Source organism: Streptococcus taonis (genome assembly GCF_029948085.1).
Lineage (GTDB): Bacteria > Bacillota > Bacilli > Lactobacillales > Streptococcaceae > Streptococcus > Streptococcus taonis.
Window position 1 is genome coordinate 67,553 of the sequence record NZ_JARZZP010000003.1, and the last position, 21,446, is coordinate 88,998.

A 21,446-nucleotide genomic window follows, 5' to 3' on the forward strand; every position below is an offset into this window, starting at 1 on the left:
TTCTCCTTATATATTTTTTAGTAGATGTTATGACAATAAACGTTGAATGTGTAGAACAAGATAAACTCGTTCACTCTTGTAGAGGTCAAGACCAGTTTCCTGAGCAATGACCTCATAAATTTTACTACCAATCTCGAATGCTTCTGGATAGGTATTCTTTATATGTTCTTCCATATCAAGCAAGGATTGATTATCATCGCGACTACGATCCAGATAATCCAAAAAATAATTTAGATGAATCATAAAGCGGTCGTAGAAATTATTATTTTCAGGTGTTCGCTGGATTTTATAACTCTTCAAAACGCTTTCGACCTTCTTTAATATTTCTTTTCTCTTGTCAATTGACTCAACAACTTCGACTGCATTCTCACCTTCGGCGTTAATGAAGTGATAAGCGATACGAATGATTTCGTCTTCAGGAAAATTTTCTGTCAGTTTTTGACGATAAATTTCAAAAGCTTCTTGTGCAATTTGAAAAGCGATAGGATATTTTGCAGAAATGTCAGGCAAGTTACTATCCTTATAGCGTCCTTGGCTAATAGCCTGATAAGAACAATAGATATGGTCTGTCAGAGTGACGTATAGATACTCTTGGACAGGATATTGATATTTTTTAGAAAGATTATCAATAATCTCATAAGTGACCGTAATAAAATCAAGCGGTACATCCTTGAGAAGAGCCATAAAATTTTCTCGCGACTCTTCTGTTTTCATCCGAAAAACTTTTTCAACCTGATCCTCAGAAATCAAATCTCCCTTCTTCTTACCGAATGAAATACCCTTACCAATTACGATCAACTCCTCTCCTTTGCTATTCCGCACGAGAGAAACATTGTTATTCATTGGATTTAATATCCGATACATGGCAACCTCCTTGCCCTATTATTTAAGTTTTGTGAGCATAAAAAATGACCACAAATGAGTTCAGAAAATATACCTCTGAGTCATCTGTGATCATGCCTAATATTACTTAGTAACACTCACTTTGTATTAACTTGTGACTTAAGTATAGCACAAGATTTTTATTTTGTAAACCTTTACATACAACTTTTTTTTAAAGTTTTTTAGCTAGGTTTTAGGACATAAAAGGGGGGAAATTTAGACACGTTCGGTCCATGAAGTTGCAGTTGTTTTAAGAACCTTGTTGAGTTCGTCAATGTTCTCAAATCCAGTTGTACGAAGCCATTCGCGAGCTGCTGCTTCACCATCTTTAATGTAAGCTTCAACGGAGCCAGCCCATGTTGCACGTCCACAAAGAACGCCGTTGAAGTTTGCGCCTGATTCGTGGGCAAAGACAAGTGTTTCTTGGAAGAGCTTAGCTGATACACCTGCACTCAAGTAGATGTATGGAAGGTTAGTAGCTTCGTCTTGAGCTTTGAAGAAAGCAGCTGATTCTTCACGTGTATGAACGATTTCACCATCGCCAAATCCTTCAACGTATTTCACGTTAACTGGAACTTCCACTTTCAAGACATCAATGTTGAAACGTGGGTCTGAGAAGACCTTCATAGCACCGATAACTTTGTGTGGTTTTACTTTAGCGTATTCTGCAGAACCTGCATCAGCAATCTTTTCATCGTAAGCCAAGATTTCAAGGAAGAATGGAATATCTTCAGCCACACACTCAGAACCAATACGTTCGATGTAGGCTTGTTTTTGTTGGTTGAGTTCGTCAGAGCTATCTACGTCATAGTAAAGCAAGAACTTAACAGCATCTGCACCTTGTTCTTTGATACGTTTTGCAGACCAAACATCCAAGCAGTCTGGCAAGCGTTTTGTGCTTGTTGTGTCGTATCCTGTTTTTTCATAAGCGAGGAGAAGACCTGCATTTGGTGCAAGTGCTTTTGTAGCAGGAAGTCCATACTCAGGGTCAAGAAGCATTGATGAAGCGTATTTAGTCAATTCATCCGCTACCAATACTTTAAGTTCTTCCATTTGAGCTACTGTTGGCTCTTCTGTTTGGTACTGAGCCATAAGGCGTTTCAAAGCACCACGTTGGTCAAAAGCAAGAGCTGAGATGATACCATTTTCATCAGAGAGTTTTTGCATACAAGCGCGTTTATTTTCTGTTAAAACCATTTTATACCTCTTTTACGATTAATTGGTCATATAGACCTTGATAGTTAGCCATATTGACATGACCGGTCATTTTTTCTTGAGCATTAAGCATACCAAGGACATTTGCCTTGATCAACAGTTCTTGATCAGATTCTTTATGGAACAATCCTGAAGCAATACCTGCTACTGTAGAATCACCAGATCCAACTGGGTTTACAACTTGAATTTTTGGAATATCCACTTTATAGAAAGTGTCCCCGTGTTTTGCAAAGGCACCGTTAGCACCTAACGAAACGATAATCCACTCAATTCCATCAAATAGGGGCTCTTGAAGAACCTCTTTTAATTCATCCAAGTCTTTAGAAATTTCTCTTCCTAAAAGTTGAGATAATTCTTCATTATTTGGTTTGATAACCGTTGGTTTATGTGGAGATTCAAGAACAGCCTGAAGTGCAGCTCCTGAACAGTCCAAGACAACAGGTTTACCAGCTTGGTTAGCAAGTTCAACTAGACTAGCATAATAGTCAACAGGAAGTCCTGCTGGTAGACTACCTGAAATGGCTACTACCTCTACAGTTTCTAAAAGTTCTTTGAAATGAGCCAAGAAATCTTGTCCTTCTTTTTCTTGAACTTCAGGACCTTTTTCTAGGATTTCTGTTTGATTTTCTCCATGTAGAATTGCGATACAGTTACGAGTTTCCCCTTGGATAGAAAAGAAACGTTTCGAAACTTGATCATCAATATTTTCAACTAGAAAATCACCTAGTTTACCACCAACAAGTCCAGTTGCGACTACAGAATCACCAAATTCTGATAGAACTCGTGTAACATTTAGACCTTTACCACCAGCTGTTTTCGTAACATCGACAACACGGTTGACAGTGTCAATTTTCAATTCATCCAAAGGATAGGATATATCAATGGATGGGTTCATTGTGACTGTTAAAATCATGAGTCACCTCTTAGTCGTGGTATTCACCGCGATCCCATTTTTCAAGGAATTCTGTAAAGAAGTTTGCATCCGTTTGATGATCGTTATGAGTTTCAACGTGTTGGATTTTAGCAATCAATTTTTTATTTTCTTCAGATGGTTTGTATTCAGCGTTGATAAAAGCTTCAATGATATCACACATGAGCAATTCACCAGTGATTTTTCCACCAAATCCGATAACGTTGGCATTCAATTGTTCTTTTGCATATAGAGCTGTTGTCATATCACGAACCAAAGCAGAACGAACACCTGGAACTTTGTTAACAGCGTTATTGATACCTACACCAGTACCACAGATACAGACACCAAGATCAGCTTGGCCACTAACTACTGCTTCACCAACTTTTTTACCAAAGATTGGGTAGTGAGTACGAGCGTGGTCATAAGTACCAAAGTCGATGACTTCATGTCCTTTTGATTTCAAAAATTCTGAAACCGCCATTTTTTCATTAGTTACGATGTGGTCACATCCAATTGCAATTCTCATTAGTTATTCCCTCCGATTAATTATATAAATCTAATATCATTTATCCTTACTCAAGAAAAATCAAGATTAGCTTAGGAAGCGAGCTGCGAGCATAACTGAGGTTAGCTAAAGTGAGCTGACGACAGATTATCTTGATTTTTGAAGAGTATTAGCACATTTTGTTCAACATGTCGACCCTGATTTGGTGACGACCGCCGTCATACTTACCATTTACAAAGCCTTTAGCAATGTTTTTAGCCAATTCGTCACCAACGAGTTGAGCACCCATAGTAATCATACGTGAGTTGTTGTGACCACGAGTCATATAGGCTGAACGTTCGTCAGATACTTCTGCTGCAACCATTCCCTTGATTTTAGTAGCAACCATAAATGGACCTGCACCATAAGCATCAATGACAATACCAAGGTTTTGTTCTTCTTTTTTAACTTCTTCAGCAACTGCAAGAGTTACATCAACGAAGTCTTGACCTTCAGCTGTAACATCCACAACGTGGAAGTTTTCTTTTTCCAAGAAATCTTTAACGACTTCTTTCAATCTCAAACCTGCAGCATCTGCACCAATAACAATAGACATATTGTATACTCCTTTTTTATAATAGACCAGTAAAAATTTTTGGGTTCTGGAAAGAAAATGACCATTACCAAGTAGTTACTGGTAGTTTTTGTTGACTATTTTAGTTTAAGAATGATTTATCTAATCACTCTTTGTAACTTCTCCTTGGAGAAATTGGAAGAATAACTTGTTAAAACAAACACAAATTGTTCTTTCTAAACATAATATACTACTATTGTTTAAAAAAGTCAACAGTTTATGTTTGTTTTTGTTTATTTTTTAGAAAATTTCTATATCAAAACCAATTTGATCACTTTGACCTGGATTTAAGATTCGAACATTTTTCTTATCTTCTAGATGATCGCCCTCTTCGAGTGAAGTTGACAAACCTGACCAAGGTTCCAGAGCAAGGAAGGGACCTTTATTAAGCGTTGACCAAACGATGAGGTTTGGAAACTCCTTAAAGTCTAGTTTCAACCCTTTATCATGCTTACGTGACCGTAAGGAAACAGAGCGAGAGGCTAACTCGTCTAAAGTCACAGCATCATAGCTAAAGAAATCATAGTTTAGATCCAATTCTTTTTGGTCTTTTAACCAGCTACTTCTATCTTGAAAATCTAACATCCCTGTTTCTGGGAATGGTTTAGGAACTGTACAAGTTTCTGACTTTTCAAATTCAAGATAGTAGTCTTCATAAGCTTCATCATCAAATAAAGGACAGTTAAAGCCAGGATGTCCACCAATAAAGTAAGGCATTTTCTTATCTGTTTCCTTATTGGTAACTTGATACTGTGTTCGAATAGTCTTTCCCGTAACAGTATAAGTTATTTCTAGACGAAAATGATAGGGATAATTCTCATACATTTCTTGGTCATCTTCGATCGCAAAGGTGACAGAATTCTCTGTTTGTTCCACTAATTCAAATTCTTTTTTTCGAACCAATCCATGACGTGGAATTTTACCTTTTACTTGACTACCATCTTCTTGATCATACAAGACAGTATCATTTCTAACGGATCCACAGATTGGAAATAAAACAGGTGCTTGTCCACTCCAGTAAGTTGGATCTCCCTGCCACAAATACTCAATTCCATCTTTATCTTTTATTGAAGAAAGTGCACCACCAAAAGTTTGAAACTGTACACTTAGCTGTTCTGTTTTTAATTCAATCATTAGAATTACCTCCATTTATTTAAGGCCTAAAAAAACTAGGCTGTCGACTCCAGATTTGGAAACTGACAACCTAGTTTTTACAATTTACATTTTTAGGAGCGAATTATTTTGCGTTTGCTGCGTATTCTTCATTACGTTTGATCATTTGTTTTCTGTACCATGCAAAGATACCAACGTAGAATACTAGGAATACTAATGCGCCAAGGATTGCTTTGATATCACCAGTTGTAGCGTTACCAATTGCCCAACCAAATAGTTTTTCGATTGGTCCTTCAAGAGTTGAGTGAGTAATCAATTGAGTTTGGCTTACACCTTCTGGGAAGGCACCTACACCTTTAGCAAGTTCTGTTGCAAATGGTGCGATAAGTGTACCTGAAAGAAGGAAGAGTGGCAACAAGAGTGTTCCGAAGATAATCATACGGAGCAATTTACCACGAGTAACTACCAAGAGAGCTGGAGTTACACCCATTGCGATGATACCAGCAAGTGGCAAGATACCATTTCCGACATTTGAAAGAAGCACTGCTTCAACCAACATGATTGGTGCAAGTACGTTGGCACAAGCCCAGATTTCAGCACGACCAGCGATAAATGGCCAGTCAAGACCGATGTTGAATTTACGTCCTTGAAGACGTTTAGTAGCAACGTTTGTAATACCTTGTGAAAGTGGTTCTACGGCTGCGATAAACCATGAACCGATCAATGAGAAGAGCTCCAAGCAGACACCGGCAGTCAAACCAAGTGACAACCAACCTTTAATAACAAGTTCCCATTTATCAGCACCTTCAACACCAGGAACTGGATGTGGAGTTCCCATCAAACCGATAACGATACCAAGGATGAAACCGATGAAGAATTTAGATCCCCAGAAACCGATTCGTTTATTCAATTTAGCAGCGTCAAAGTCGTATTTATCAAGACCTGGGAAGAGTTTATCAAAAATCTTATCCAAAACCATGATAACTGGGTTCATCATGTAGTTCATGTGAGTTGAAGTCATTGGTGATGAACTTGGTGCGTTAAGAAGGTCATCAAATGTTGGTTTCATCAAGTCAGAGTTGATGATTTTAAGAACCCCAACAAGAACAACTGCTGCAGTCGCGATGAAGAGTGAAACTCCTTGGCTAACTCCATTGTTGTCAGCGTACCATTTAATCAAAAGACCTGTGATAGACAAGTGCCAGATATCAAAGATATCGACGTCAAGTGTATCAGTTTTCTTCATTGCAAGCATCACAATGTTGACGATCAACATCACAAGCAAGAAGTAAAGTGTCCAAGCTGAACCCCAAGTGATTGTAGCAAGTGGTGCCCAACCAACGTCGGTAATATTCAATTGAATACCAGTGTTTTCAACGAATTTTGCAAGAGACGCTGAGAAAGCACCATTTAACATACCGATGATAGCACCGATACCAGTAAGAGCGATGGCAAGTTTGATACCACCTTCAAGCGCCTTGGAGAATTTCACTCCAAAAAGTAGAGCCAATAGTGTCAAAATGATCAGCATGATGATCGGTCCACCCATTTCCAAGATAGGCTTGAACACCTTATTGGCTAGTTCGATAATGATATCCATAATTTTCCTCCCTTTATTTTTATGGAATATTTACAAATTAATAATTAGCTTAGACCATGTTCTTTGATAGCTGCTTCAATATTATCATAGACTGGAGCGCTCATAGCTGGAATACGGAACAAGATTGGTCCTGCTTCAACAACTGGGATACCTGGTTCAAAACCTAAATCAGTAGCAGCGATTGGTGTGAAGATATCATAACCTTTAATCAAGTCTTCATTGACATCTTTTACCATAACAGCATCACATTGAACATCGTACCCACGGTTAGAAAGTTCTTCTTCAAGAGCACTTTTAATTTGGTGGCTTGAGTTAACACCTGCACCACAAGCAGCAAGAATTTTAATCATTTGGATTTCCTCCGTTTTTATATAAAAATTATTAACAAATTAAGCAGTCGCTTCTGAGATGTATTGGAACAAAGCTTCAGGTTCCTTAATCTTAGACAGCGCTTCAAGATGACCATTGCCTGTAAAGAAGTCCATCAACTGCGCAAGAATATTTGTTTGACTTGAGCTTGAATTGTTGATGATAAAGAACAACAATGAAACTTCTACTTCCTTATCAGGAGCAATCATATTGTGGAACGTTACTGGTTTTTCCAGACGAACCACGACAACATTTTCAGTTAGATTATGAATTGTATCAGTATGGGGGATAGCTACGTTAGGCAAATCCTTCCCTAAAAACTCCATATCCAAACCAGTTGGGAACGATTTTTCACGTTCAATCAAGGCCGATCGATAGGTCTCTGTAACAACTTTCTTTTCTTCCAATAGGGTTGCAACTTGATCGAAAAGTTGCTCTTGATTATCTGCTTCTAAGCAAAAGACTAGGTCTTTGTCAAAGAAATGATCTAATCCCATGACCTTCTCCCTTCATATTTAACTTTTATGGTATAAGTATAACACTATATGAAACCGTTGTCAATATTTTTTGTTGCATTTTGTTTGATTTTTATTTTTTTTGTTTACGAATTAAACATTTGCTAATTTCAAACATATTTTTTATAAATTTCTTAATAAGTATAATAAAAAAACAGGAATGACTCCTGTTTTCACGATTTTAACTTTTTTATTGGTCCAACTTTCTTCCACCATTGGAAGGAGATTTTTTAATACCTATGGAACACCTTCAAGAGAAACATATCTAAACTTACCATCATCGGATTTAAAAACCCAGATAATTAAATATTTACCATTCTTAGCAATACAGTTTACTACGTAGGCCTCATAGCCACCGATAGTTGATTTTGCCCCCCATACCTTGGAAAATTCTTGACTTTTCTGTTTAGATTCATAAATGCTAGTTGAAATTTGAACAGTTTCAAGTGCAGCGTACTCACTTTCACTAATACCAAACTGCTAAGGTTTAAAGGTATTGAGAGTTACAATATTGACATCCGTCCCATCACAGTACTGAATGTCACCTCCACCTTCAATTTCTTTGGAACGAACCCATGATTTAGGAATTTTCACATAGCCATAATCATCTGAACCTACTATTTGAGTTTCTTATGTCTGGCTAGATAAGAAAGGCGATGATTAAGTGCCACTGGGCCGGACGTGATTTGCAACCACGTAAAAAAAGCCTCAGTATTCGCACTGCTGGTGCTTTTCCATTGCTCATGGCTTAGAAAACTATCACTTTTTCGCAGAATCCGTATAACACATTTACGGAGCAGGTGCAAGAAAATGCGTTTTTTGAGAAGTTCTGACTAAAAATACGTCTATTTATTTTTTATTGTTTTTTATTGTAGAGCAGACCCAACCGAATGAACATAGGTTGTAGAAAGCAAATGAAAAAACTGCAAGGATGATAGCTCCTGTATCTAAATAACCTCTTTCAAGACCGTTTTTCAACAACAACAAGCCTGTAGTTTCGACAACGATCAAACATAAAAATATATAAAAAATTTTCGCATTAAGCATATTGTTACCGCTTTCTTTTTATTTGGTTTTATTGTATAATAAAAGTTGAAAAAAATCAAAAAAACATAACCACCCATCTAACGGGTGGTTTGCACTAGGGCTATAAGTCCACATTACCAGCCAGCGCCTAAAGACGCTGGCTTTCACCTTGTTCAAGCCTCATCGCTCTTGACTCGTCACTTACCTCTTAAAAAGGCGTGAGTATTACTTGCTACTATCCCCTAAAGGGATCCTCATATTCTTTTACACTCAATTTATCTAGTGATAGATCATGCTTTACTTATTTTCAAATTTTCATACTCGTTTAGAAATCATCCACTGGATAATTTATTCACTCTTGAATATATTTCTTAATTGTGGCTTCATTAAGCCCTACTGTACTCACATAATAACCTTCCGCCCAGAAATGTCGATTCCCAAACTTGTATAGTTGATTGAAATAAGATATGAACAAAGAGATTAGGAAAGTCAAATCAATTTCTAAAAATATTTTAGAATCTGTAGTATACTATTCTAAGTTCAATCTGCTATACTTGAGGTTGGCGCGTTTGTCAAACATTAAGAAAAGAGGCTGAGCAAAAAATCTTTAAAATCAGAAAAACGCATAATATCAGATGTTGATGATACTATGCGTTATATTTTTTCATTTTCGGAGAAAATTGACTTTTTACCCAGCCTCTTAAAAAATCATTATTTTATATTTATCTTATTTTTTCTTGAGAGCTCAACTATTCTTCATCCATGCTCAATACGCTGAGGAAGGCTTCTTGTGGTACTTCTACAGAACCGATGGCTTTCATGCGTTTCTTACCAGCTTTTTGTTTTTCAAGGAGTTTGCGTTTACGAGAAACGTCACCACCGTAACACTTAGCAAGTACGTTCTTACGAAGAGCCTTGATATCAGTACGAGCCACAATCTTGTGCCCAATAGCTGCTTGAATCGGCACTTCAAATTGTTGACGAGGGATGATTTTCTTGAGCTTATCAACAATGAGTTTCCCACGTTCATAAGCAAAGTCTTTGTGAACAATAAAGCTAAGAGCATCCACCTTATCACCATTAAGAAGGATATCCATTTTCACCAGCTTAGATGGACGATACTCTGACAACTCGTAGTCAAAACTTGCATAACCACGTGTTGAAGATTTGAGCTTATCAAAGAAGTCAAAGACGATTTCAGCAAGTGGGATTTGATAGATAACATTAACACGATTATCATCGATATAATCCATAGTCACAAAGTCACCACGTTTGCGCTGAGCTAATTCCATTACTGCTCCGACGAATTCTTGCGGTACCATGATTTGAGCTTTAACATAAGGCTCTTCAATAGTCGCAATCTTTGTAGGATCTGGGAACTCGGATGGGTTAGATACATCCATTGATTCACCGTCAGTCAAGTTAACCTTATAAATAACAGACGGAGCTGTCATAATGAGGTCAATATTGAACTCACGCTCCAAACGTTCTTGGATAACATCCATATGAAGAAGTCCAAGGAAACCACAACGGAAACCAAATCCAAGAGCCTGGGATGTTTCTGGTTCAAACTGCAAGCTAGCATCATTTAGTTGCAATTTTTCAAGAGCTTCACGAAGGTCGTTGTATTTATTTGACTCGATTGGATAGAGACCTGCGAAAACCATCGGATTCATCTGCTTGTATCCTGAAAGTGGTTCAGTCGCTGGATTTGTCGCCAAGGTTACTGTATCACCGACACGTGTGTCCTGAACAGTCTTGATAGAAGCCGCGATATAACCAACGTCACCTGTCGCAAGGAAATCTCGTTCTACAGCTTTAGGTGTGAAGATTCCGACTTCAGTTACATCGAAGGTCTTACCATTGCTCATGAGCTGAATCTTATCATCAGGTTTGACTACTCCATCCATGACACGAACTTGGAGGATAACTCCACGATAGGCATCGTATACTGAGTCGAAAATCAAGGCTTTCAATGGTGCTGACACGTCACCAGTTGGTGCTGGAACTTTTTCTACGATTTGCTCGAGAATTTCTTCGATACCGATACCCGCCTTGGCTGAAGCCAATACTGCTTCACTGGCATCCAAACCAATGACATCCTCAATCTCAGTACGCACGCGCTCAGGATCTGCAGCTGGCAGGTCAATTTTATTAATGACTGGCATGATTTCCAAATCATTGTCCAAGGCCAGATAAACGTTAGCAAGGGTTTGAGCCTCAATCCCTTGAGCAGCATCGACCACCAAAATAGCACCCTCACAGGCAGCTAGGGAACGTGATACCTCATAAGTGAAGTCCACGTGTCCAGGTGTGTCAATCAAGTGGAAGATATAAGTCTCACCATCCTTAGCCGTATAATTAAGCTCGATAGCATTAAGCTTGATAGTAATTCCACGTTCACGTTCAAGGTCCATACTATCTAATAGTTGGGCCTGCATTTCACGACTGGAAACTGTCTCTGTCTTTTCCAAAATACGGTCTGCTAGTGTTGACTTTCCATGGTCAATATGGGCGATAATAGAGAAGTTACGAATCTTCTCCTGTCGTTTTTTCAATTCTTCTAAGTTCATTATTCTCTTCCTTTCAGGGTATCTATTAATTATAAATTGTTTTTAACATTTTGACAAGACCATACCCTGTTAGGAGTACTAATCTTCAGCAACAAAGCCGTCATTTTCGATAAAATAGTGCTCAGTCATACCTTGGTCGGTAAAGACAATACCGTGAAGAACACCGCCATAGACAGCTCCCCCATCCATACCAACTTTACCATCTTCTGTTATCCAGAGTTCAGATGTGCCAGGTTTTTGATCCAACAAACCATAAACAGGAGTATGCCCAAAGACAATTGTTTTCCCAGTATGATTTTCTGCCTCATGGAAGGGTTTTCTGAGCCAGACTTTCTTATAATCTGTGGTATCATGCCAATCTTCCAAGGTCAAATCAATACCTGCATGAACAAAAATATACTTATCTGTTTCAATGATAAAAGGCATCTGACGGATAAACTCCACTAAGTCGGCTGCTTCTGTTTCAACACGCTTAGCATCTGCTACTCCATCTACTGGTGCATCTAGTGGACGGCCTAAAATGGAATTAATGGTTGTATCCCCACCATTACGACGATAGTGGTCATAGCTTTCTTCAGGATTATCCAACCAAGTTAAAAACATATACTCGTGGTTCCCTGATAAGCAGATAGCTCCTTGGTTATCTACCAAATCCTTGACCATTTCAAGAACACGGCGGCTATCTTCTCCTCTATCAATCAAATCTCCAAGAAAAAGTAATTGAGTCTTGCCATCCCATGTTTTAAGTAAATCTTCTAACATTCCAGCTTTTCCGTGGACATCACCAATTACATAATAGTCTGTCATTTATTTCTCCTTACTTTGTAATAATTCTCTCGCTTGAGTCAATGCTGCTTCTGTCACATTCTCCCCAGCCAACATCTTAGCGACTTCTTCAATCCTTTCTTCAACTGTTAACAAGCGAACTGTTGAAACGGTTGAATGTTCATTGCTAATCTTTTCGATGAAGAACTGATAATCTGCAATCGCAATAACTTGCGGAAGGTGAGAAATAGCTAATACTTGACCGTGCTGTCCAATTTTGTGAATTTTTTGCGCGATGGCTTGAGCTACACGACCTGAAACTCCCGTATCCACCTCATCAAAGACGATACTGGTCTTGCCTTCCTTACGAGAAAAAGCGGACTTGATAGCTAACATGAGACGAGATAACTCTCCACCAGAAGCTACTTTTACTAAAGGTTTAAAATCTTCTCCAGGATTGGTGGAGATGTAAAATTCAACACTCTCATTACCTTCACGACTGAATTTTCCTTGACTAAAACGAACTTGAAATTGTGCTTTCTCCATGTAAAGGTCTTGCAATTCTTGCTTGATTTCATCTTCTAAGTCCTGCGCTATTTTATGGCGAGCTTGAGCAACTTGACCTGCTAGGTCCACAAGATTTTTTTCAAGTTTCTTGAGTTCGATTTCCATATCTTCAGAAGATAGATTATTTCCTGTTAGAAGATTGTATTCGTCTGTAATCTTGGCAAAGTATTCTAGGACATCATCTACACTACCACCATACTTACGGGTAATGGTGTGAATCAAATCTAGTCGGCTTTCAACCTGCATCAGACGATTACCGTCAAAATCTAAATCATCAATAATGGATTCCAAGCGCTTGGTGATATCTTCTAGAACATAATAGGATTCAGAAAGGGAACTTGAAATCTCACGATACTCTTGATCAAACTCTTCAAGACTTTCCATATCATTCATAGCCGAACGAACATTTGCCAGACTAGAAAACTCTTCATTATCCAACATACTGTATGCGTTAGTCAAAGTATCAGCGATATGTTTATGGTTCAGTAGTCTGTCTCTTTCTTGATTGAGAGTAACATCTTCACCAGCTTTCAAATTAGCTGCTTCAATCTCAGCCATCTGAAATTCCAACATCTCAATTCGTGCCTTATGTTCTTGCTGATTTTTTTTGATGTCAAGCACTTGCTTGCGCATACGACGATAGTTGTCAAAGCTCATCTGATAGGCTTCTTTTAATTCAAAGAAAGAAGCATCCCCAAACTCATCCAACATCTGGATATGTCGATGGGGGCGCATTAACTCCTCTTGGTCATGTTGACCATGGATATCAACTAGCTGTTGACCAATCGTCCTTAATACTGAAAGATTAACCATCTGTCCATTGACACGACTGATGCTCCGACCGTTTTGTAAAATTTCGCGACGAATAATGATTTCATCACTCAATTCTAATCCTTGTTCATCAAAAATTTCTTCTAGTGCGCGATTACTTTCAATTGAAAAAAGACCTTCAATTTCCGCTTTTGGAGCCCCATGACGAATAACTTCTGTTGTAGCTCGAGCTCCCAACATCATATTCATAGCATCGATGATGATTGATTTACCCGCACCTGTTTCACCAGTTAAAACTGTCATCCCTTGTTCAAAGTTCAAAGAAATTGATTCGATGATAGCAAAATTTTTAATCGAAATTTCCAGTAACATATAATCCTACCAATTTTTAACTTGCTCAAAAATATCTTTGGCTGTTTCTTCACTTCTCAATACCATCAAGATGGAATTATCATCAGCAATACAGCTAAAAATTTGGTCAGAAAAAACAGTCATCAACTGACTCTTGACGAAAATAGTATTCCCTGGAATAACTTGCAAATTGATCATATGCCCCATGCGTTCAGCATGAATAATATTGTTTTCTGCCAACTGCAAGCTTCTAACGATTGATTTTGGTAATTCATAGATGTAAGTATTGTCCTTCAATGGAATTTTTACAATACCTAATTCTTTAATATCTCGGGAGACTGTTGCTTGAGTAGCAGAGATACCCGCTTCTCTCAAGTGTTCAACGATTTCTTCCTGTGTTCCGATTTGATAATCTGTAACAAATCTTCTAATCTTCTCAAGTCTCTCTTTTTTATTCATCTTTAAATTCTCTATGTGCTTTCTCCACTATTTTTTCTATTTCAGAAGTAACCTGATTGATTGCGTGATCTTCTTTTCGCAAATAGGCCAAAAACTCGATATTCCCATGACCACCTTGAATAGGAGAATAGTCCAATCCTAAGACTGAAAATCCTTCATCAACTGCCATTTTAGTAACTGATTCTAAAACATTTTGGTGAACTTTGGCATCTCTGATAATTCCATTTTTACCAATCTGTTCTCGACCAGCCTCAAATTGAGGCTTAACTAAAGCTACAACCTGACCTTGAGCAGCTAAAACTCGGTGCAAGGCTGGTAAAATGAGGCCTAGGGAAATAAAACTGACATCGATACTGGCAAAACTTGGTTCCTGTTCAAAATCAGTTTTTTCCGCATAGCGGAAGTTAAACTGTTCCATGCTAACCACACGAGGGTCTTGACGTAATTTCCATGCCAGTTGGTTAGTACCAACATCAACTGCAAAAACTAGTTTAGCACCATTTTGCAACATGACGTCAGTAAAGCCACCTGTTGAAGCTCCGATATCAATGGTCGTTTGTCCCTCAACTGATAGATCAAAAATATCTAACGCCTTCTCAAGTTTCAAGCCACCACGACTAACATACTTAAGTTTCTCGCCCTTGAGTTTCAACTCTGTATCGTCAGGAATTTTTTCTCCTGGTTTATCAAATCGTTCGCCATTTAAAACAGCGACTACCAAACCTGCCATAACACCACGTTTGGCTTGTTCTCTCGTTTCAAACAAGCCCTGTTTGTAAGCTAATACATCTACTCTTTCCTTAGCCATTGATTCTCAAACTTTCTACTATTTTCACAATTGGTTCTTTGTCAAAGCTCACAACTTGGCTAATCTCTTCAAGTTTCGCATTAGCTTGATCCAAAGTTTGATTGCAAAATGCTATCGCCTGATCTAATCCCAACAATGCAGGATAGGTTGACTTCTCTGCTTGCAAATCTTTCTGGGGTGTTTTGCCGATTTCCTCAAAGCTAGCGGTAACATCAAGCACATCATCTCTCACTTGGAAAGCCAGGCCAATCAACTCACCAACTGTTTTAAGCTGCCTCTGAAGATTTTCATCCAATCCAGCAATGATTCCAGCCGCTTGGAAAGGAAAAGCTAAAAGTTTACCCGTTTTATTAGCATGGATAGTCTGAAGTTCCTCTAGACTTAACTGTTGACCTTCACCTTCCATATCTAACACTTGACCAGCTACCATCCCCATACTTCCAGAAGCAAGGGATAAATTAGATATTAAATCTACCTTTGTTTGACTCGGTAAATTAGCTTGAGCAATTAAAGCATAGGGATCCAAAAAAAGCGCATCCCCTGCTAAAATAGCTAAAGCTTCACCATACACCTTATGGTTGGTCAAACGCCCCCGACGAAAATCATCATTATCCATAGCAGGAAGATCATCATGGATCAAACTTCCTGTATGAATCATTTCTAGTGCCGCTGCAACTTGAGCATGTTCCTGAGTGATAGGCACTTGCAAGGAGTCCAAAACTTCTAAAAGCAAATAAGGACGAATCCTTTTTCCACCTGCATGTATGGAATAAAGAACAGCTTCTCTTAAACTGGACGCAAATTGTTGGTTGCCATAAAAGTCTTCAAGAGCTGACTCGACCAAAGCTAGTTTTTCCTGCTTGTTCATAGGAGTTCGCTTTCTGTTCCATCTTCTTGCATGACTTTGACCAAGGTCTTTTCAGCCTTGTCAAGAGTAGCTTGCAATTCTTTTGACAAGAGCATTCCCTTTTGAAAAGCAGCAATGGCATCTTCTAGTGCAATTTCCCCATTTTCCAAACTTTGAACAATAGTCTCAAGCTCTGCTAAATTTTCCTCAAATTTCTTTTGTTTTGACATTTCTTACCTCTAATTCTACTTGACCGTCCCGCATCAACAGTGATACTTGGTCATTTTCTTTCAAATCTTTCGCAGAAGCCACTACGACTTCTCCCTTTTTGACAATTGCATAACCTCTGGCTACAATTCGACTAGTATCTAGCATAAGGAGAGCTTCTGATAGTCGTTTTACTTCTGCTACTTTTGCATCATAGGTCACAGCCATCTGGCTTCGCAGCAGTTTCTTTAATTGTTGGATACGATCCTGATAACGCTGAATCTTGATGGTTGGTGATAATTGTTCCAAACGGTGGACTTGTTCTTGCACCTTTTGTTGATTTCGAACCAATTCAGCATTCAGTCCTTGCTTCAGTCGCAGCTGTAACTGATCCAAGCGTTGTAGATAACCGTCATATAAACGCTCTGGTTGTCTGAAGATGACCGATTGACTGAGGATTCTCAAAGCTTCTTGTTTCTTTGACAAAGTATGCTTAACCGCTGTAGTCATGCGTTTTTCTTGATTCTGAAGATAGGTCAAAAGATCTAACTTAGTTACTGGTGTAGCGAGTTCAGCAGCAGCTGTCGGCGTTGCCGCTCTCTTATCAGCAACAAAATCAGCCAAGGTGACATCTGTTTCATGACCTACACTCGAAATAATCGGTAAACGAGATTCAAAAATTGCTCGAACTACAATTTCTTCGTTAAAGGCCCAAAGGTCTTCAATAGAACCTCCCCCACGACCGATAATCAGAACATCTAAGTCATCGCGTTCATTGGCTCGAGTTATGTTACGAGCAATTTCCTCTGCAGCACCCTCACCTTGAACTTTAGTAGGATATAAGACAATTTCCACACCAGGGAAGCGTCTACTGACTGTAGTGATGATATCTTGAATCACAGCACCACTTCGACTGGTCACCACCCCTATTTTTTTTGAAAATTGTGGTAAAGATTGTTTAAATCGCTCTTGAAAAAGACCTTCTTCTGCCAGTTTCTTCTTAAGCTGTTCAAATTGGATAGCCAAGGCACCAACACCGTCTGGTTCAGCTTTTTCAATAATGATCGAGTAACTTCCACTTGGCTCATAGACTTGGACACGACCAACTACATTAATTTTCATCCCTTCTTCCAAGTCAAATCCCAAACGTTGGTAGACACCCGACCAAATGGTCGCCTGAATAACCGCTCGGTCATCTTTAAGAGAAAAATACTGATGGGTTGGACGCTTACGGAAGTTAGAGACTTGACCAGTTAAATAGACCCGTTCCAAGTAGGGGTCTTTATCGAATTTCATTTTTAAATACTTAGTCAAAGTTGTAACAGATAAATACTTTTCCATCTCTACCTCCTTCTTTTCTCTAGTTTTTCCTGGGTATTATTATACCAAAAATATGCTTAAAAATCTTTATTTTCAACCTAGATTAGTGAAAATACAGAGAATTTATGTGTGAAATAATTTCTTAAAAGTTTTGCCCCTTTTATGCCCCCTGAACAGAAAAAAAGCCCTTCGGATAAAATCCGAGGGGCTTAAAACGTTGTTAAATCAACGGCCGAACTTTTGAGTTTCAAGGTTCGGGATAAAATAGTTCACTGAACTATTTTATTTTTTAAGGTTGTAGAATGATTTCAATCCACGGTATTCAGCTACTTCACCAAGTTGATCTTCGATACGAAGCAATTGGTTGTATTTAGCGATACGGTCTGTACGTGAAAGTGAACCAGTCTTGATTTGTCCTGCGTTTGTTGCAACTGCGATGTCAGCGATTGTTGAATCTTCAGTTTCACCTGAACGGTGTGATACAACTGCAGTGTAACCAGCTTCTTTAGCCATTTCGATAGCGTCGAATGTTTCAGTAAGAGTACCGATTTGGTTAACTTTGATAAGGATTGAGTTAGCAGCGCCTTCAGCGATACCTCTTTCAAGGTAAGCAGTGTTTGTTACGAAGAAGTCGTCACCAACCAATTGAACTTTACCACCAAGACGTTCAGTAAGAGCTTTCCATCCATCCCAGTCGTTTTCGTCCATACCATCTTCGATAGTGATGATTGGGTATTTGTTTACCAATTCTTCAAGGTAGTCGATTTGTTCTGCAGAAGTACGAACAGCTGCTCCTTCACCTTCGAATTTAGTGTAGTCGTAAACTTTACGTTCTTTATCGTAGAATTCTGATGATGCACAGTCAAATCCGATAAATACGTCTTTACCTGGAACATAACCAGCAGCTTCGATAGCAGCAAGGATAGTTTCAACACCGTCTTCAGTTCCTTCGAAACGAGGAGCGAATCCACCTTCGTCACCTACGGCTGTTTCAAGACCACGAGATTTAAGGATTTTCTTAAGAGCGTGGAAGATTTCAGCACCCCAACGAAGAGCTTCTTTGAATGTTGGTGCACCAGCAGGTACGATCATGAATTCTTGGAAAGCGATTGGAGCATCTGAGTGAGATCCACCGTTGATGATGTTCATCATAGGAGTTGGAAGAACTTTAGTGTTGAATCCACCAAGGTAGCTGTAAAGTGGGATTTCAAGGTAGTCAGCAGCAGCACGAGCTACAGCGATAGACACACCAAGGATTGCGTTAGCACCCAATTTACCTTTGTTAGGAGTTCCGTCAAGTGCGATCATAGCACGGTCGATAGCTTGTTGGTCACGTACATCGTAGCCGATGATTGCTTCAGCGATGATGTTGTTTACGTTGTCAACAGCTTTTTGTGTACCAAGACCACCGTAACGAGATTTGTCACCATCACGAAGTTCAACTGCTTCGTGTTCACCAGTAGAAGCTCCAGATGGAACCATACCACGTCCGAAAGCACCTGATTCAGTGTAAACTTCTACTTCAAGTGTTGGGTTACCGCGTGAGTCTAGGACTTCGCGAGCGTAAACATCAGTAATAATTGACATTTTTTACTCTCCTTATTGAGTTAAATTTTTTACACCTCTATGATACCTTAAAAAGACACCTTTTTCAAGGAAAAACGTTATCTTTGTGCAAATTTTCCTTAAGTTTATAAAGTAATCGCTTTCTTTCATCTGTTTTCTCCTTTATTTTATGATATACTATTTTTATGACTGATCTATCTAAACAAATCCTAGAAAAGGCCAATGGTGGTCTTAAACTAAATCCTGATGAACAAAGACGTTTTCTCGGAACATTTGAGGAACGTGTCCTTGGCTACGCGGACCTTGAAACAGCTGATGATGATAAATTTAAAAATGGATTTTTAACAATTATAGAAACCTTTAAAAAAGAGACTCAACCTCTATTTGTCAAAATTTCTCCTCAGGTAGAGTTTGATAAACAAGTTTTTTATCTAAAACAATCCAAAGATGCTGACTGCCAAGCGACCATCGTTTCTGAAGATCATAACTCTTCTCCTTTTGGCCTAGTTATCCATAGCGATGCCCCTGTTCAAACAAGTGAAAAAGACCTCAGAAAGGCCTTTTCAGACTTATGGCAGGAAAAAGAGATGAAAAAAGCTCCTACTTCTCTTTGGAAAAAGTGGTTTGGTTAATTTTTCTTCAAAGCTAAAATTTGACCAATGTTTGCAGCTGTATCTTCTAAATAGATAGCTGCATTTTTTAGACTATCCTCAAGCGGTTCGCTTTTTTCTAGTATTGAAAAGGCAGCAACGAGATTTTCATATGGCAAGGGCGGTAAATCCTCTGACAGACTCCCACAAATAGCAATAACTGGAACACCATTTGGTGTACTTTTTGCTACTCCGATTGGAGCCTTACCAGATAAACTTTGAGAATCTAACCTACCTTCACCGACAATAACTAGATCTGCATCTGCAACCTGTTCATCGAAGTTTATTAAATCTAAACAGGTTTGAATACCAGATACAATCTCTGCTCCTGCAAAGGCACACAAACCAGCCGCAATGCCACCACCTGCTCCAGCACCATCCAATTTTAACATTTCAGGTGCAACTTTGCGGTAAAAGTTTTCAATAGCAATATCAACGTCTTGGAATTTAGCTGGTTCCAACCCTTTTTGCTTCCCAAATGTATAGGTAGCACCGTTAATTCCACAGAGTGGATTGGTAACATCTGCCAAGATTTTAATTCGTACATCAGAAGGAATAGATATAACTTTCTCCTTTGAGATATCAGTAATTTCAAACAAAGACTGACCAATAGCTAGAAGTTCATCTCCATTTTTGTCATAGAACTGGTAACCAAGTCCTGAGGCAATTCCAATACCGCCATCGTTACTGGATGTCCCACCAACTCCTATATAGATCTCTTTCATTCCTTGTTCGAGTAAATATAGGATCAGTTGACCAATTCCCTTTGTTTGAATCTTCAGGGGATTTCGTTTTTCAATAGGAATTTTAGCAAGCCCAACTAAATCAGCCACCTCGAAAAGAGCAAGTTCTCCTTTTTGAACATAAGTCATTTGAACCTCATCTCCAAAGGGACCTGTCACTAAAGCAGTTTTTTCTACAAGACCAAGTGAATTTTTAATGGCATCCACTGTTCCTTCCCCTCCATCGCCAACAGGTAAGAGAAAACATTTCGATTCAGGTAGAGCCTTTTTAAGGCCTCGTTTAATAGCTTTAGCTACTTCACTTGCAGGGAGACTCTCCTTAAAAGAGTCAGGTGCTATTACAATTTTCATACACTCATCTTTCTCATCAAAGGAAATCTATCAGATTCAATACTTTTGTTAAATCTCTTTCTTCAATTTGAAGGGGAATTTCCTCTTTCACGATTTCTTTGGCACAGAAGCCAATGCCGATTCCAGCTCTCTTCAACATTGCTAAATCATTAGCTCCATCTCCAATAGCAATTGTTCTATCAATTGGTACCTCTAATTCATCAGCCCATCTTATTAGGGTTTCTTTTTTAACTTCTCTGCTTATAATAGGACCAACAAGATTTCCAGTTAAATGACCATCTCTGATTTCCAGTTGATTAGCAGAAAATAATGAAATCCCTAAATCTTTTGCTATTCTTTCAACCACAGGTGTAAATCCACCCGAAACTAAACCCACTTCTATCTGATTTTTTTGCAGAGTGTTAATAAATTGCGCAGCATTTTTACTAAGGTGTAGTTCATGATAAATCTTATCAAAAGTATCTATAGAAAGTCCTTTTAGAAGGGAAACACGTTTTCTCAGGCTTTCTTCAAAATCTAGTTCTCCCCTCATAGCTTGGGCAGTCAGTAGGGCTACTTCTTCTTCACACTCTGCTTCTTTCCCCAACAAATCAATAACTTCCTCTTCTATCAGTGTCCCATCAACATCCAGTACACAGAGTCCTTTAATTTTTTTCATATAATTGCCTTACTTTCATAATCTCAAAAAATCGTATGAAGGTATCATACGATTTTAAC

General features: G+C 38.6%; 22 protein-coding genes and 2 pseudogenes. 1 reads left to right on the forward strand and 23 read right to left on the reverse strand.

The features are described from left to right. Positions 1-27 precede the first annotated feature (27 nt). The 21 genes and pseudogenes from QEZ38_RS02055 to eno all read right to left on the reverse strand — a co-directional run bounded on the left by QEZ38_RS02055 (position 28) and on the right by eno (position 19,006). Positions 28-864, reverse strand: a complete 837-nt coding sequence (locus QEZ38_RS02055) for a PRD domain-containing protein (RefSeq protein ID WP_248034353.1) — start codon at positions 862-864, stop codon at positions 28-30. A gap of 234 nt (positions 865-1,098) precedes the next feature. Then, positions 1,099-2,079 carry a tagatose-bisphosphate aldolase gene (gene lacD, locus QEZ38_RS02060; protein WP_281334881.1) on the reverse strand — a complete coding sequence of 327 codons (981 nt, stop codon included), beginning with the start codon at positions 2,077-2,079 and terminating at the stop codon, positions 1,099-1,101. Position 2,080: 1 nt separating this feature from the next. Continuing rightward, the gene (locus QEZ38_RS02065) at positions 2,081-3,010 is read right to left on the reverse strand and encodes a tagatose-6-phosphate kinase (RefSeq protein WP_248034355.1); all 930 of its coding nucleotides are present in this window, start codon (positions 3,008-3,010) and stop codon (positions 2,081-2,083) included. Between the two features lie 10 nt (positions 3,011-3,020). Next, complete coding sequence (lacB, locus tag QEZ38_RS02070) at positions 3,021-3,536, reverse strand: galactose-6-phosphate isomerase subunit LacB (RefSeq protein WP_001216925.1); 516 nt, start codon at positions 3,534-3,536, stop codon at positions 3,021-3,023. Positions 3,537-3,684: 148 nt separating this feature from the next. Beyond that, positions 3,685-4,110: a galactose-6-phosphate isomerase subunit LacA gene (lacA, locus tag QEZ38_RS02075; protein ID WP_000029280.1), complete on the reverse strand. Its 426-nt coding sequence runs from the start codon at positions 4,108-4,110 to the stop codon at positions 3,685-3,687. A 258-nt stretch (positions 4,111-4,368) separates the two neighbouring features. Next, the gene (locus QEZ38_RS02080) at positions 4,369-5,262 is read right to left on the reverse strand and encodes an aldose 1-epimerase family protein (RefSeq protein ID WP_248034356.1); all 894 of its coding nucleotides are present in this window, start codon (positions 5,260-5,262) and stop codon (positions 4,369-4,371) included. A gap of 103 nt (positions 5,263-5,365) precedes the next feature. Continuing rightward, on the reverse strand, positions 5,366-6,841 hold the full coding sequence (locus QEZ38_RS02085) for a PTS galactitol transporter subunit IIC (RefSeq protein ID WP_248034357.1): 1,476 nt from the start codon (positions 6,839-6,841) through the stop codon (positions 5,366-5,368). Between the two features lie 44 nt (positions 6,842-6,885). Next, the gene (locus QEZ38_RS02090) at positions 6,886-7,191 is read right to left on the reverse strand and encodes a PTS sugar transporter subunit IIB (RefSeq protein WP_000590576.1); all 306 of its coding nucleotides are present in this window, start codon (positions 7,189-7,191) and stop codon (positions 6,886-6,888) included. A gap of 39 nt (positions 7,192-7,230) precedes the next feature. Next, positions 7,231-7,707, reverse strand: a complete 477-nt coding sequence (locus QEZ38_RS02095) for a PTS sugar transporter subunit IIA (RefSeq protein ID WP_061863128.1) — start codon at positions 7,705-7,707, stop codon at positions 7,231-7,233. 255 nt (positions 7,708-7,962) lie between these two features. Next, positions 7,963-8,355 (reverse strand): annotated as a pseudogene (locus QEZ38_RS02100) (hypothetical protein); the annotation flags it as partial. A gap of 219 nt (positions 8,356-8,574) precedes the next feature. Further along, complete coding sequence (locus tag QEZ38_RS09780) at positions 8,575-8,772, reverse strand: hypothetical protein (RefSeq protein WP_075230276.1); 198 nt, start codon at positions 8,770-8,772, stop codon at positions 8,575-8,577. 214 nt (positions 8,773-8,986) lie between these two features. Continuing rightward, a pseudogene (locus QEZ38_RS02105) lies at positions 8,987-9,208 on the reverse strand (transposase); the annotation flags it as partial. Between the two features lie 292 nt (positions 9,209-9,500). After that, the gene (lepA, locus tag QEZ38_RS02110) at positions 9,501-11,324 is read right to left on the reverse strand and encodes a translation elongation factor 4 (RefSeq protein ID WP_281334882.1); all 1,824 of its coding nucleotides are present in this window, start codon (positions 11,322-11,324) and stop codon (positions 9,501-9,503) included. 78 nt (positions 11,325-11,402) lie between these two features. Continuing rightward, on the reverse strand, positions 11,403-12,131 hold the full coding sequence (locus QEZ38_RS02115; protein ID WP_281334883.1) for a metallophosphoesterase family protein: 729 nt from the start codon (positions 12,129-12,131) through the stop codon (positions 11,403-11,405). Beyond that, positions 12,132-13,799, reverse strand: coding sequence for a DNA repair protein RecN (recN, locus tag QEZ38_RS02120; RefSeq protein WP_281334884.1), 1,668 nt, complete (start codon positions 13,797-13,799; stop codon positions 12,132-12,134). Positions 13,800-13,805: 6 nt separating this feature from the next. Continuing rightward, positions 13,806-14,237, reverse strand: a complete 432-nt coding sequence (locus QEZ38_RS02125) for an arginine repressor (protein ID WP_049526273.1) — start codon at positions 14,235-14,237, stop codon at positions 13,806-13,808. Continuing rightward, entirely contained in the window at positions 14,230-15,045 is an 816-nt protein-coding gene (locus tag QEZ38_RS02130; RefSeq protein ID WP_281334885.1) for a TlyA family RNA methyltransferase, read from the reverse strand. Before QEZ38_RS02130 ends, QEZ38_RS02125 begins: the two co-directional genes overlap by 8 nt. Beyond that, positions 15,038-15,913 (reverse strand): polyprenyl synthetase family protein, encoded by an 876-nt coding sequence (locus QEZ38_RS02135; protein ID WP_281334886.1) that lies wholly within the window; start codon positions 15,911-15,913, stop codon positions 15,038-15,040. The genes QEZ38_RS02130 and QEZ38_RS02135 overlap by 8 nt, the downstream gene beginning before the upstream one ends. Next, positions 15,910-16,122 (reverse strand): exodeoxyribonuclease VII small subunit, encoded by a 213-nt coding sequence (locus tag QEZ38_RS02140; protein ID WP_281334887.1) that lies wholly within the window; start codon positions 16,120-16,122, stop codon positions 15,910-15,912. The genes QEZ38_RS02135 and QEZ38_RS02140 overlap by 4 nt, the downstream gene beginning before the upstream one ends. Further along, entirely contained in the window at positions 16,100-17,440 is a 1,341-nt protein-coding gene (gene xseA / locus QEZ38_RS02145) for an exodeoxyribonuclease VII large subunit (protein WP_281334888.1), read from the reverse strand. The genes QEZ38_RS02140 and xseA overlap by 23 nt, the downstream gene beginning before the upstream one ends. A gap of 261 nt (positions 17,441-17,701) precedes the next feature. Next, positions 17,702-19,006 (reverse strand): surface-displayed alpha-enolase, encoded by a 1,305-nt coding sequence (gene eno / locus QEZ38_RS02150; protein WP_000022825.1) that lies wholly within the window; start codon positions 19,004-19,006, stop codon positions 17,702-17,704. A 164-nt stretch (positions 19,007-19,170) separates the two neighbouring features. Between eno and QEZ38_RS02155 the strand changes: the two genes are divergently transcribed. Further along, the gene (locus QEZ38_RS02155) at positions 19,171-19,617 is read left to right on the forward strand and encodes a DUF1694 domain-containing protein (RefSeq protein ID WP_248034364.1); all 447 of its coding nucleotides are present in this window, start codon (positions 19,171-19,173) and stop codon (positions 19,615-19,617) included. On the opposite strand, the gene QEZ38_RS02160 is transcribed toward QEZ38_RS02155, so the two are convergent. Both QEZ38_RS02160 and serB read right to left on the reverse strand, forming a co-directional pair. After that, positions 19,614-20,729, reverse strand: a complete 1,116-nt coding sequence (locus QEZ38_RS02160) for a glycerate kinase (protein WP_281334889.1) — start codon at positions 20,727-20,729, stop codon at positions 19,614-19,616. The genes QEZ38_RS02155 and QEZ38_RS02160 overlap by 4 nt on opposite strands. A 16-nt stretch (positions 20,730-20,745) precedes the next feature. Next, the gene (serB, locus tag QEZ38_RS02165) at positions 20,746-21,387 is read right to left on the reverse strand and encodes a phosphoserine phosphatase SerB (protein ID WP_281334890.1); all 642 of its coding nucleotides are present in this window, start codon (positions 21,385-21,387) and stop codon (positions 20,746-20,748) included. Between the last annotated feature and the right edge of the window lie 59 nt (positions 21,388-21,446).

What these genes read in the sequence shown, in the direction of transcription:
- QEZ38_RS02055 (WP_248034353.1), bottom strand. Translation starts at nt 864, where the DNA reads ATGTATCGGATATTAAATCCAATGAATAACAATGTTTCTCTCGTGCGG.
- lacD (WP_281334881.1), bottom strand. Translation starts at nt 2,079, where the DNA reads ATGGTTTTAACAGAAAATAAACGCGCTTGTATGCAAAAACTCTCTGAT.
- QEZ38_RS02065 (WP_248034355.1), bottom strand. Translation starts at nt 3,010, where the DNA reads ATGATTTTAACAGTCACAATGAACCCATCCATTGATATATCCTATCCT.
- lacB (WP_001216925.1), bottom strand. Translation starts at nt 3,536, where the DNA reads ATGAGAATTGCAATTGGATGTGACCACATCGTAACTAATGAAAAAATG.
- lacA (WP_000029280.1), bottom strand. Translation starts at nt 4,110, where the DNA reads ATGTCTATTGTTATTGGTGCAGATGCTGCAGGTTTGAGATTGAAAGAA.
- QEZ38_RS02080 (WP_248034356.1), bottom strand. Translation starts at nt 5,262, where the DNA reads ATGATTGAATTAAAAACAGAACAGCTAAGTGTACAGTTTCAAACTTTT.
- QEZ38_RS02085 (WP_248034357.1), bottom strand. Translation starts at nt 6,841, where the DNA reads ATGGATATCATTATCGAACTAGCCAATAAGGTGTTCAAGCCTATCTTG.
- QEZ38_RS02090 (WP_000590576.1), bottom strand. Translation starts at nt 7,191, where the DNA reads ATGATTAAAATTCTTGCTGCTTGTGGTGCAGGTGTTAACTCAAGCCAC.
- QEZ38_RS02095 (WP_061863128.1), bottom strand. Translation starts at nt 7,707, where the DNA reads ATGGGATTAGATCATTTCTTTGACAAAGACCTAGTCTTTTGCTTAGAA.
- QEZ38_RS09780 (WP_075230276.1), bottom strand. Translation starts at nt 8,772, where the DNA reads ATGCTTAATGCGAAAATTTTTTATATATTTTTATGTTTGATCGTTGTC.
- lepA (WP_281334882.1), bottom strand. Translation starts at nt 11,324, where the DNA reads ATGAACTTAGAAGAATTGAAAAAACGACAGGAGAAGATTCGTAACTTC.
- QEZ38_RS02115 (WP_281334883.1), bottom strand. Translation starts at nt 12,131, where the DNA reads ATGACAGACTATTATGTAATTGGTGATGTCCACGGAAAAGCTGGAATG.
- recN (WP_281334884.1), bottom strand. Translation starts at nt 13,799, where the DNA reads ATGTTACTGGAAATTTCGATTAAAAATTTTGCTATCATCGAATCAATT.
- QEZ38_RS02125 (WP_049526273.1), bottom strand. Translation starts at nt 14,237, where the DNA reads ATGAATAAAAAAGAGAGACTTGAGAAGATTAGAAGATTTGTTACAGAT.
- QEZ38_RS02130 (WP_281334885.1), bottom strand. Translation starts at nt 15,045, where the DNA reads ATGGCTAAGGAAAGAGTAGATGTATTAGCTTACAAACAGGGCTTGTTT.
- QEZ38_RS02135 (WP_281334886.1), bottom strand. Translation starts at nt 15,913, where the DNA reads ATGAACAAGCAGGAAAAACTAGCTTTGGTCGAGTCAGCTCTTGAAGAC.
- QEZ38_RS02140 (WP_281334887.1), bottom strand. Translation starts at nt 16,122, where the DNA reads ATGTCAAAACAAAAGAAATTTGAGGAAAATTTAGCAGAGCTTGAGACT.
- xseA (WP_281334888.1), bottom strand. Translation starts at nt 17,440, where the DNA reads ATGGAAAAGTATTTATCTGTTACAACTTTGACTAAGTATTTAAAAATG.
- eno (WP_000022825.1), bottom strand. Translation starts at nt 19,006, where the DNA reads ATGTCAATTATTACTGATGTTTACGCTCGCGAAGTCCTAGACTCACGC.
- QEZ38_RS02155 (WP_248034364.1), top strand. Translation starts at nt 19,171, where the DNA reads ATGACTGATCTATCTAAACAAATCCTAGAAAAGGCCAATGGTGGTCTT.
- QEZ38_RS02160 (WP_281334889.1), bottom strand. Translation starts at nt 20,729, where the DNA reads ATGAAAATTGTAATAGCACCTGACTCTTTTAAGGAGAGTCTCCCTGCA.
- serB (WP_281334890.1), bottom strand. Translation starts at nt 21,387, where the DNA reads ATGAAAAAAATTAAAGGACTCTGTGTACTGGATGTTGATGGGACACTG.